This window comes from Psychrobacter sp. T6-1, assembly GCF_052258445.1.
Genome location: NZ_JBQQFC010000067.1, coordinates 1 through 10,860, shown reverse-complemented (window position 1 = coordinate 10,860; position 10,860 = coordinate 1). Strand labels below are relative to the sequence as shown.

Sequence of the window (10,860 nt, the reverse complement as noted above, 5' to 3'; positions counted from 1 at the left end):
CCTGCACATAACACAGGTGCAATCTCTACCGAGTCGACGCTTTCAGGGATAATACCGACATAGTCTGCATCTGCTAGCACGTACTCAGCAAAGCTACCATTGACTGAATAGCCGGCGTTCTTTTGACGTAAGCATAAGGTCTCCCAGCCGCCCAAACAATGGGTACAGTGACCACAAGCCGAGTACAGCCAAGGAACACCGACGCGATCGCCTTCTTTGACATGATGGACATTGTCACCAACGGCGGTGATTAAGCCGACGCCTTCGTGTCCAGGGATGAGAGGAAGTTTAGGTTTAGACGGCCAATCGCCTTCGATAGCGTGCAAATCGGTATGACAGACGCCAGACGCTTGCATTTTGACGACGATTTCCCCAGCGCCTGGGGTTGGAATGTCTACTTCTTCTATTTGTAATTGCTGACCAAATTCATGCAGGACTGCCGCTTTCATTTTATCAGTCATAACGTAACTCCTTGTCATCGTACTCAAGTCTAATGCTCCACGAGCATTAAGATTGCGCTTTATGATAATTGTCATAAAGCACGATAATTACCATAAAGCGCGTTGAAGGATAGGCTTAGAAAAAACCCATCGCTTTAGGACTGTATGACACCAGCATGTTTTTGGTTTGCTGATAGTGATCGAGCATCATTAGATGGTTCTCACGTCCGATACCTGATTGCTTGTAGCCACCGAATGCTGAGTGTGAAGGGTAGACGTGATAGCAGTTGGTCCATACACGGCCCGCTTGGATACCACGACCAAAACGATACGCCTTATGAACGCTACGTGTCCAGACGCCTGCGCCTAGTCCATATAGGGTGTCATTGGCGATACTCATCGCCTCATCATCGTCCTTAAAGGTAGTCACCGCAAGTACAGGACCAAAGATCTCTTCTTGGAACACGCGCATGTCATTGGTGCCCTCAAAGATAGTCGGCTGCACGTAATAGCCGTCGCCGAGATCGCCGTCATGCTGGGCACGCTCGCCACCAACTAAGACTTTAGCGCCTTCTTTTTTGCCAATATCTAAGTAAGAGAGGATTTTTTCTAACTGATCTGAGCTGGCTTGTGCACCGATCATGGTATCAGTATCGAGTGGATTACCCATCTTGATTGCCTTGACGCGCTCGATACAGCGTTTAATAAACTCATCATAAATACTCTCATGTACCAGGGCGCGCGATGGGCAAGTACAGACCTCACCTTGGTTCAGAGCGAACATAACCAGACCTTCGACCGCTTTATCCAAGAAGTCATCATCTTCATCCATAATATCGGCAAAGAAAATGTTAGGACTTTTGCCGCCCAGCTCTAGCGTTACTGGTATGATGTTTTCGCTAGCGTATTGCATGATAAGGCGACCAGTAGTGGTCTCGCCAGTAAAGGCCACTTTATTAATACGCGGATTGGAGGCAAGAGGCTTACCTGCTTCGACACCAAAACCGTTAACGACGTTGACGACACCTTTTGGTAGAATGTCAGCGATGCCAATGGTCTCAAGCATAAACAGGATAGAAGCTGGTGTTTGCTCGGCAGGCTTTAGTACCACACAGTTACCAGCGGCAAGCGCGGGAGCGAGCTTCCATACGGCCATCAGAATGGGGAAGTTCCACGGGATAATTTGTCCGACAACGCCGAGAGGCTCATGGAAGTGATAAGCAACGGTGTCTTCATCGATCTGGCTGATGCCGCCTTCTTGCGCGCGGATAGCACTGGCAAAATAGCGAAAATGATCAATGGCGAGTGGTATATCAGCGGCTAAAGTTTCGCGTACTGCTTTACCGTTTTCATAGGATTCAGCGATAGCAATGGCCTCGAGATTGGCCTCCATCTTATCGGCAATTTTGAGTAGTAGATTAGCGCGCTCAGTGACACTAGTTTTGCCCCAAGCATCTTTGGCGGCATGCGCGGCATCTAAGGCTTTTTCGATATCGGCTTCTTTTGAGCGTGCCACTTGGCAGATGGTTTTGCCATCGATAGGACTTGGGTTATCAAAATATTCACCATCAGTGGGCGGCGTCCATTCTCCATTAATAAAGTTGTCGTACTTGTCACGGAACTGAACGGTGCTATCTTGGGTGTTGGGATAGGGGTATAACATAAACGATTCCTTGTTAAGTTGGTGCTATCAGTACAGGCTAACTCTTGCCTGTGGGTCTACTTAATAGCGTATAAAAAATATAATAAAATTAAGTATTTATAAAATAGCTTTTACTCTTAGCGGTGTTTTATATAAAAGCTATTACCTTATCCTACTAAGCTTTTGTAAGGAGTGATAGTGACTAATAATAGTCATATGTTAGTGCTGCGATAACTTTAAGTTATCAATGCGCAAGTTGTTAAAAAGGTTCGCAAAGCCTGATGAGCTGTTATAATAATTGCCATTTATTTAGCCTACCGCGCCTTGGTAGCTCACTTATCTTTTAGACTACTGGTTTGGATCTATGCGTCAATCTTCTGCTCTTGATATCTTGCAAACAGGCCAAAATGTCTTTTTGACTGGCTCAGCAGGCTCAGGCAAGACTTATACCCTTAATCAATATATTAATTATCTGCGTGCACGCCGCGTCCCTGTTGCAGTGACGGCTAGCACTGGTATTGCTGCAACGCATATGAATGGCACGACGATACATAGCTGGTCGGGCATTGGCATCAAAGATGAGCTGACGGATCGAGATTTGACCAACTTATCGCGTAAGCAATTTTTAGCCGATAGACTCAAAGACACTGCTGTCCTCATCATTGATGAGATATCGATGCTCCATGCCAAGCAGCTCAATCTAGTCAATCAAGTGCTCAAACATGTGCGCAAAAACGATAATGCTTTTGGCGGGATTCAGGTCGTCGTCGCTGGGGACTTTTTTCAGCTGCCGCCTATTGGCAGTCGCGGCGAGAGCAATCGGGACAAGTTTGCCTTTATGTCTGAGGCTTGGCTTGATGCCAAGTTCCATATCTGCTACTTATCCGAGCAGCATCGGCAGGTAAGCGAGGCGGCAAATGGTGGTTTAGATTTGGATGACATTCTCAATCAAATTAGGCGTCAAGAAGTCACCTTTGAGGCTATCGAGGCGCTAGAGGCAACCTACGATCAAGACGTCGATATCAGTCGCACACGGTTATATACCCATAATCTCAATGTTAATAAGATCAATGACAAGGAGCTTGCCGCGTTAGAGGGCGAGACCATGCGCTTTGAGGCAAGTGCCACAGGGGATAGTAAGCTCGTTGATACGCTCAAAAAAACCGTACGTACCCAAAATGATCTGACGCTAAAGGTCGGTGCTAAAGTGATGTTTATCAAAAATAACACTGAGCTTGGCGTCTCTAATGGCACGATGGGCGAATTGGTTGGTTTTGCCGCAGTAAAAATCGATGACAAGGACAAAGCCCAAAATGATGCTTTAATAGCGAGCGATAAAAAAGCTATTGAAATCGATGATAATGATGGGGTCAGCACCGAGCAAAAAAGTGCAAAACAACAAGAAAGGTCTAAATCTAAACAACCTGCTACGCAAAAGATGCCCGTCGTCAGGCTCAACTCAGGGCGCGAGGTCGTCGCTGAGGTAGAGGAATGGATCATCGAAGATGAGAGCGGAGAGGTATTGGCAAGCTATGAGCAAGTGCCGCTGTGCTTAGCATGGGCGATTACTATCCATAAATCGCAAGGCATGACCTTGGACGCCGCTGAGATTGATCTGTCGCGTACCTTTGAGCTGGGTCAGGGTTATGTCGCGCTCTCACGCCTTAAGTCACTGGCGGGGCTACAACTGCTTGGCATGAACGATATGAGCTTGCAACTAGACCCATTAGCACGTGGAGCCGACAAGCGCTTTTTGACACTATCAGAAGAAGCGGATGCCAATTACGCGATGCTTGATGACAAAAGCATGAAACAGGCGCATGATAAGTTCATCCTAAAGTCAGGTGGCACCCTGAGTCAATCAGTAATCGATGCTTATGAGGGTCTACAAAAGCGTCGCCGCGAGCGCATAAAAGCGGTGCAGGACAAAAAGCAAAAACTAGGCAACCAAGTCGCTGATAAGTCAGAAAGCACGCTATTATTGACTAAGATGCTGCTGGAGGAGAGCTTGTCCATTGCCGAGATCGCGCAAGAGCGCGAGCTGGCGCAGTCGACAATCATGCGTCATATCAGTGAGCTCAAACGCCAAGATCCAAGCCTTGCCTGTGATCATCTGCGTCCTAATGATGAAGTCATGACCGCTGTTGGTAATGCTTATGTAGCGATTAAAGTGGCCAATAATCCTAATGACTTTAACGATGATGGTAGCGTCAAGATTAAGCCTATTTACGAGAGTCTTAAACAAAGCGTGGACTATAATACTATTCGCTTGGCACTCATATTTATCTCGCCTTAAATTATCGTGCTTTGAGTGTTACCGTGCTTTGGTTGTTATCGTGCTTTAAGTATTATCGTACTTTAAACAGTCGCTATGTCACAATGATAAGCGCTCTGTCCCTACCTTTTATAGCGATGCCTTTTTATGCCTGATTTTTCTAGCGCTATTTATCAATTGACGCCCAATCCTATCAAAAATACCGCTGTCACTAGCGCGCATGCTCAGCCACTGCGGGTGGCGATTAATGGTTTTGGTCGTATCGGGCGCAATGTGCTACGAGCCATGATAGAGCGCTTTGAGGTGCTTGGACGTGCTATCCACATCGTCGCTATTAATGACTTAGCGCCTGCTGATATCTTGTTGCATCTGTTAAAGTTCGATAGCACTCATGGACGCCTAAGCCGTCTTGGGGTGAGCGCCGATATCATAGAGGATGATAGTGAGACGCAGCTGTGCTTGACCAAAAACAGCCATACTTACTGTATTCGTATGCTTAGTGAGCCTAATCCTTCGCAATTGTTGTGGGCGACGCTTGAGATTGACGTTGTACTAGAATGCACAGGTCATTTTCGCTCTTACGAGCAAGCTAGCATGCATATTGACGCAGGTGCGCGGCAGGTGATCATAGGCGCAGCTCCCTTTGATACGGTTGATGCTTGTATCGTCATGGGTGTTAATACTGATATGCTTACCTGCAAGCTACCGATTATCTCAAGCGTCTCTTGTACCACACAAGCCCTAGTACCACTTATCGACACGTTGGACAAAGCCTTTGGTGTACGCTCAGCGATGATGACAGAGATTCATGCGGTGACTGCTGATCAAAACGTCCTCGATCAAGCGCACCGCGATCCGCGCCGCGCTCGAGCTTCAGGTCACAATATTATCCCAACTACATCAAGTAGTATCGCCGCCACCGAACGCGTCCTACCCGCAATGGTCGACAAGATTAATGGGCATTCTATTCGCGTACCGACTATCGATGTCGCTGCCATAGATGTTACCTTTGTTTTGAATACGCCCGATGTCAGTATTGACGCTATAAAGAGTGCACTACTAACAGCTAGTCAAACGCATCTATTGGGGATTATGGCTTATACCGATGAGCCGTTGGTATCGAGTGATTTTATCCATCAGCCAGAGTCGCTGATTATCGATGGTCAGCAGCTCATGCAGGTGGGCAGTCAGTACAAAGTGTTTGCTTGGTACGATAATGAATGGGGTTATGCTAATAGGCTGCTTGATATGTGCTTACATCTAGCATCGAGCAAACCACAGCGCCATAACTAAAAGCATCGGCAAAATAATTTGATTTTTTTGAGCTACGCGCTTGCATTCTCATATCATATCGCTATAATGATGCACAAATGGAGACGTGGCAGAGCGGTTGAATGCACCGGTCTTGAAAACCGACAAGGGTTCATAGCCCTTCGAGAGTTCGAATCTCTCCGTCTCCGCCAAATTTGATAGTTAATATTTTAAAGAAAAGCCCTAATCACTTGCTGATTAGGGCTTTTTCTTTATTGGACAAAAATTAAAATTAAGTAAACTTAATGATTGATTGTAAGTGAATTAATGTTTATTATTTTGACCTCTTTAAACTCAAGGTCGTAATAATGAAAAAAATAATACTGTTGGCTGTTATGAGTGCCAGTCTTTTGGGCTGTGGTAGTGATGACTCTAGACCAGGAGTAATGCCTGGTATACCAAAACCAATCAAACCTTCTACTCCTACCAATCCTTCTAATCCATCCAACCCTACAAATCCACCTACAGACTCTGGTAATCCTCCTAGCGAACCGGTTGAACCTGCTAGTGTGCTACTGTCAGGTATTTACACAGGTATCACAGGACAAGGTGAGATCGCGCAGGGCTTAGTAGATGACAACAAAAGAATATGGGTGGTCTATTCTGACAATCTGCCGGATGTGTATCCACTAGGATTTGTAAGTACCAATCAGAACGTAGTAGGTAATAGTGGCGAGTTTAGCGTCAATGGTAAGAACTATTCTTATGATGATAGAAGTTCTTTTGATGTGACGATTACTGGCAATTATAAAACAGCTAAGACAATAAAAGGGCGAATATTTGATGTACCCTCAAGATCTACTACCTATGAAGTAGACTACGACGACGCGTTATCTGCCAGAAAACAAAGTCTAGCTGCTATTAATAAAGTATTTACTGGTATCGCTTATATTACAGGTGATACAGACGCAGGTGAGCTCGTTCTTGATGTCAAATCAAACGGTTCTTTTACGGGTGAAGATGAATCGGGTTGTAGAATGAGTGGTAAATTCACCCTAGCGACGTCGCAAAGGTACTTTGATAGTACAGTGACATTTGGCGGTGCGCCTTGCTTTGCACCTAGAGAGACTATTACGGGAGTTGCGCTATTAGATGAGAACAATGAGCTAATAGTCATCGGTACAGACGCGAATAGAAGTAAAGGAATTTACTTTAGTGGTGAAGAATAATAAATAATTCTTAAAGAAATATATAATATTAATAAAGCCCTAATCACTTGCTGATTAGGGCTTTTATTGTGGGCAGCACTTTAAGACATTACTTAAAATAAATATTACTCTAACGCGTTATTGAACTCAATAGTTTGACCATCGGCCAAAGTTAGTGTGCCATCAACAATGCTGATAGTGACCGCCTGCGTGTTTCGAATAGCGCGCATGACGTTGATGTCCTCAATACTACTATCGATGATAATCTTGCCAGACTGTTCAGGCTCGATAGTCGGCACAAAACTCGTTAATGGAACATTAAACTTTTTGCCCTGAGTGAGCTTGGCGTCTTTCATCATCAGCGTACCTTCAAAGCTCTCGATAGGTACACTGCCGTGATTGGAGAGCATAAACTGCATTTTAACCTGATTGAGACTATCGCTGTCGCTGGTTTTGACAGGGAGCAGGGCAACGGGATAAGTTTGTGCAGTTACCGCGCTATTGGATTGATTGGCGACAACAGGGCTCTTTTCTCCCGTTGGATTATCAGGATGCAGGCGCTCGTACTCGCGCTGTTGTAGTAGTGCTTTTTCAATCGTAGTACGCGGCATCGCTCCTGACTCATAAGCGCCGCTAAGCTTCATACGTAGCATATAGCGACTCAAAACCTGCCTATCGCTCTCAGGCAATTGCTCAAAGGTATCACCCAATTGCGCCTGCCATTGATCCGAGTTGGTCGGTATGGTCTGTTTTGCTGGATCATTTTGCGGCATAGAGCAGCTAGTTATCATCGGTACAACCCCTAGCGATAAGGTTGCAAGTAGAGCAGTACTCAAGCGCTTTATCATGATTCACTCCTTATAAGCACACATGTTATGTCTTATTCTTAGAGCTTTAATATACCGCGTTTACTCAATGAATGGGAATGCTCATCACGTTATCTTTTGCAAGAGTTAGCTCAATTTAAAGTTAGCACAATAAAGGTAAGCCAGATTAATGGAAAATAGAATAAGCAAGCAAAAGGTAAGTATAAAAAAAGGCTAAGCACTCTAGTAGCGCTTAGCCTTTTGTATTTTGCCTTTTTAAATCTTAAGCCTTTATTCGTCTTTTTCTAGCTCAGATAGAGAATGAATAATACTGTTGTTGTGCGTAGTAATAATCGCCTGATCAATAATGCGCTGACTTACGCCATGTTTACGTAGGGTTTCGATAAAGACCTCATCGTGCGCAAGCGTGTAGTCTTGATGATCACGGTCAAGACCTTGACGGATGTAGAGACGTATTAACCCCTGAATACGTTTAAACCCTAGCTCCTCTGAGGTAGCCGTCAACAAACCAATCATCTCCTCAGACAAACGGATACTTACTGGGCGCATCACCTTTTGCGGATGATCTGAGAACTTATTTTTTATATGGACAGGTATCATAATAAACCATTGTTTGTAGTGATATTATAAGACAAAACACTAGGATGAAATCAATTAAGCAAAACTATGCTCACCATACAACAAATACTGCCAAAAGAACACCTTATTGTTCAACCGCTATAAAACCTATAAGCACAAAAAAACCTCTATCAATAATGGATAGAGGTTTTCGTTGTTTGTACAATTGAATAGGGTTCAAACAACTAAATATGGCTCCTCAACCTGGGCTCGAACCAGGGACACACGGATTAACAGTCCGACGCTCTACCAACTGAGCTATTGAGGAATAAGGGGTGATAACGACTGGTTACTATCAAGCGATAAGCTTGTTTGCGTTATGTGGAGCACATTTTAGCCAAGTCTCTTGGTTGTGTCAACCTAGATAAGCGAATAACACTAAAATTTATTAAATATGCGTAAGCTTATTCAGCGAGCATACTGGCATAAAAAAACCCTCATCAAAGTGATGAGGGTCTTGGCAAATGCCATAATCGAATCTAAAGAGTACTGCTAAAATTTGGCTCCTCAACCTGGGCTCGAACCAGGGACACACGGATTAACAGTCCGACGCTCTACCAACTGAGCTATTGAGGAATAAATCACTGCTGACAGTGAACTTAGCATCTGTTCTAATGAGTTCGTGCTAAGTGGGGCGTATTCTAACAAAGATAAAAAATACGTCAAGCTTTTTTGTCTATTTTTTTTATTTGGCTAAATATAGAGAATAAGCAGCTTGTCATCTTAACGGATGACTCTTGATGGGCTCTTTTGTCTATTTTTAATCTATGATAATAGTTTGTGTCAGTTGATTGCGAAGTTACAACAATAAAGGTGCAGCCTTATACTATAATTATTTGGACGCTGACTATTTAGATTTTATACAACAGCGAACGCCTTTAATAAGATAAAACCAATAAAAGTAGGGACTCTATTATGAATAATAACGCTAATAAACTAAGCATCGTTATTACTGGTGCAACCTCTGGTATCGGCAAGCAGTTGGCAAAAGATTATCTATCAGATGGTCATACTGTATATGCCGTTGGCCGCGATGATGAGGCGCTCGCTGAATTAAAAGAGTTGGGTGCCAATCCTATCGATTTGGACTTGATGGACCGCGATAAAGTGATAGACGCTTTTAATGATATCGATAAGATTGACTTAGCCATTTGCGGCGCGGGCATGTGTGAGTATTTAGACATGCCAAACTTTGATAGTGAAGCCTTTATGAAGGTAATGTCAGTCAATATGGGTACACTGTCACACGCTATTGAAGGCGCATTGCCAAAGCTAATTGAGTCCAAAGGTCGCTTGGTGGGTATAGGGTCGGCATCCGCTTATGTACCGTTTGCACGCGCTGAGGCTTACGGAAGCTCAAAAGCGGCAATTCACTATCTTATGAAAACCTTGCAAATCAGTCTTGCGCCTTTTGATGTTGCGGTCAGCCTAGTCGTTCCTGGTTTTGTCGAGACGCCAATGACCAAGCAAAATGACTTTCCGATGCCCTTTATTCAGACGACTGAGCAGGCAAGTCAAGCTATTCGTGATGGTATCAATAGCGGCGATGACGTTATTGAATTCCCCAAAAAGCTTACGCTACCACTCAAGGCGCTAGGGACGTTACCAGATATGGTCTGGCAGCAAGTTAGCGAAAAGCTCAATAAAAAGTAAGAGGCGTACGCTGCAAATGTTAAGCCGCTATTTTTACATTTATCACAGATAATAAAGTTATACAAAGGAAAAGCCATATGTCGTTTATGCGTCGCAAACGAGCATCAAAAGAGCAGCTGACCCATAATAAGGACAGCAGTAAGACGGACACTAGTATCAGTGATGATTCAAAGGGATCAAATAAGACTCGCGTGGCTATTATTGGCTCAGGGGTATCAGGTTTGAGTTGTGCTCATTACCTAGCCGCGCATCACGACGTGACTATATTTGAAGCCAATGATTATATCGGTGGTCACGTCAATACTATTGACGTGGCGTTGCAATATGGCAAAAAGACCAACGACGACAACGTCGAAAAAAGCGCGATTGATACTGGCTTTATCGTCTTTAATGAGCGCACTTACCCTAACTTTTTTCGTCTGCTTCATGAGCTACAAGTCCCGTTTCAAGCGACTGATATGAGCTTTTCGGTTAAGAACATCGCTCGCAAGTTTGAGTATAACGGTCATACGATCAATACCTTGTTATCTCAGCGCAAAAACGTACTTAATCCAAAGTTTTGGCAGTTTGTCAAAGACATTGTGCAGTTCAATAAGCACATTCGCAAACTGCGTCAAGATTATGATAGCGTGCGCGTGCAAGGCGGCGATGTCAGTGCATTTACCGAGCAAACCTTGGGCAGTTATTTGGCAGGTGAGCGCTATGGTCAGCTATTTACAGACAACTACTTGTTGCCTATGGTGTCGGCGATTTGGTCGACTAGCCTAAAAGAGGTACAAGCCTTTCCATTAGTGTTTTTTGCTCAGTTCTTTGACAATCATGGTCTGCTCGATGTGGTTAATCGCCCGCAGTGGTTCACTATCAAAGGCGGCTCTAAGCAATATGTGAATAAGCTGGTCACAAAGTTCGTTAAGGCGGGCGGTACAGTGCGGGTCAATAGTCCTGT

At 44.3% G+C, this 10,860-nt stretch carries 9 protein-coding genes and 3 tRNA genes; 6 read left to right on the top strand and 6 right to left on the bottom strand.

Going from position 1 to position 10,860, the window contains the following annotated elements:
- Both ACTXGO_RS05830 and exaC read right to left on the bottom strand, forming a co-directional pair.
- The coding region (locus ACTXGO_RS05830) for an alcohol dehydrogenase catalytic domain-containing protein (protein WP_443573673.1) at positions 1-461 on the bottom strand (461 nt) is incomplete at its 3' end.
- A gap of 115 nt (positions 462-576) precedes the next feature.
- Positions 577-2,103, bottom strand: coding sequence for an acetaldehyde dehydrogenase ExaC (gene exaC / locus ACTXGO_RS05825; RefSeq protein WP_443541997.1), 1,527 nt, complete (start codon positions 2,101-2,103; stop codon positions 577-579).
- Between the two features lie 343 nt (positions 2,104-2,446).
- Between exaC and ACTXGO_RS05820 the strand changes: the two genes are divergently transcribed.
- From ACTXGO_RS05820 to ACTXGO_RS05805, 4 genes are all read left to right on the top strand, one after another.
- A complete protein-coding gene (locus ACTXGO_RS05820) occupies positions 2,447-4,378 on the top strand; it encodes an AAA family ATPase (protein WP_443541995.1) in 1,932 nt (643 codons plus the stop codon).
- 126 nt (positions 4,379-4,504) lie between these two features.
- Positions 4,505-5,650, top strand: coding sequence for a type I glyceraldehyde-3-phosphate dehydrogenase (locus ACTXGO_RS05815; RefSeq protein ID WP_443541993.1), 1,146 nt, complete (start codon positions 4,505-4,507; stop codon positions 5,648-5,650).
- 79 nt (positions 5,651-5,729) lie between these two features.
- Positions 5,730-5,820 (top strand) — tRNA-Ser (locus ACTXGO_RS05810).
- A gap of 156 nt (positions 5,821-5,976) precedes the next feature.
- The gene (locus ACTXGO_RS05805; protein WP_435949326.1) at positions 5,977-6,837 is read left to right on the top strand and encodes a hypothetical protein; all 861 of its coding nucleotides are present in this window, start codon (positions 5,977-5,979) and stop codon (positions 6,835-6,837) included.
- A gap of 104 nt (positions 6,838-6,941) precedes the next feature.
- Here the strand turns inward: ACTXGO_RS05805 and ACTXGO_RS05800 are convergent, their stop codons facing one another.
- The 4 genes from ACTXGO_RS05800 to ACTXGO_RS05785 all read right to left on the bottom strand — a co-directional run bounded on the left by ACTXGO_RS05800 (position 6,942) and on the right by ACTXGO_RS05785 (position 8,837).
- Positions 6,942-7,664, bottom strand: a complete 723-nt coding sequence (locus ACTXGO_RS05800) for a hypothetical protein (RefSeq protein WP_435949325.1) — start codon at positions 7,662-7,664, stop codon at positions 6,942-6,944.
- Positions 7,665-7,913: 249 nt separating this feature from the next.
- A complete protein-coding gene (locus tag ACTXGO_RS05795; protein ID WP_435949323.1) occupies positions 7,914-8,243 on the bottom strand; it encodes a CopG family transcriptional regulator in 330 nt (109 codons plus the stop codon).
- A 210-nt stretch (positions 8,244-8,453) separates the two neighbouring features.
- Positions 8,454-8,529 (bottom strand) — tRNA-Asn (locus ACTXGO_RS05790).
- 232 nt (positions 8,530-8,761) lie between these two features.
- A tRNA-Asn gene (locus ACTXGO_RS05785) sits at positions 8,762-8,837 on the bottom strand.
- A 339-nt stretch (positions 8,838-9,176) separates the two neighbouring features.
- On the opposite strand from ACTXGO_RS05785, the gene ACTXGO_RS05780 reads away from it, so the two are divergent.
- Both ACTXGO_RS05780 and ACTXGO_RS05775 read left to right on the top strand, forming a co-directional pair.
- The gene (locus ACTXGO_RS05780; protein ID WP_317198614.1) at positions 9,177-9,914 is read left to right on the top strand and encodes an SDR family NAD(P)-dependent oxidoreductase; all 738 of its coding nucleotides are present in this window, start codon (positions 9,177-9,179) and stop codon (positions 9,912-9,914) included.
- Between the two features lie 77 nt (positions 9,915-9,991).
- Positions 9,992-10,860, top strand: an 869-nt coding sequence (locus ACTXGO_RS05775; RefSeq protein WP_443573672.1) for an NAD(P)/FAD-dependent oxidoreductase, incomplete at its 3' end; no start/stop codon positions are given.

Coding starts and splice junctions, on each gene's coding strand:
- exaC (WP_443541997.1), bottom strand. CDS start 2,103: ATGTTATACCCCTATCCCAACACCCAAGATAGCACCGTTCAGTTCCGT.
- ACTXGO_RS05820 (WP_443541995.1), top strand. CDS start 2,447: ATGCGTCAATCTTCTGCTCTTGATATCTTGCAAACAGGCCAAAATGTC.
- ACTXGO_RS05815 (WP_443541993.1), top strand. CDS start 4,505: ATGCCTGATTTTTCTAGCGCTATTTATCAATTGACGCCCAATCCTATC.
- ACTXGO_RS05805 (WP_435949326.1), top strand. CDS start 5,977: ATGAAAAAAATAATACTGTTGGCTGTTATGAGTGCCAGTCTTTTGGGC.
- ACTXGO_RS05800 (WP_435949325.1), bottom strand. CDS start 7,664: ATGATAAAGCGCTTGAGTACTGCTCTACTTGCAACCTTATCGCTAGGG.
- ACTXGO_RS05795 (WP_435949323.1), bottom strand. CDS start 8,243: ATGATACCTGTCCATATAAAAAATAAGTTCTCAGATCATCCGCAAAAG.
- ACTXGO_RS05780 (WP_317198614.1), top strand. CDS start 9,177: ATGAATAATAACGCTAATAAACTAAGCATCGTTATTACTGGTGCAACC.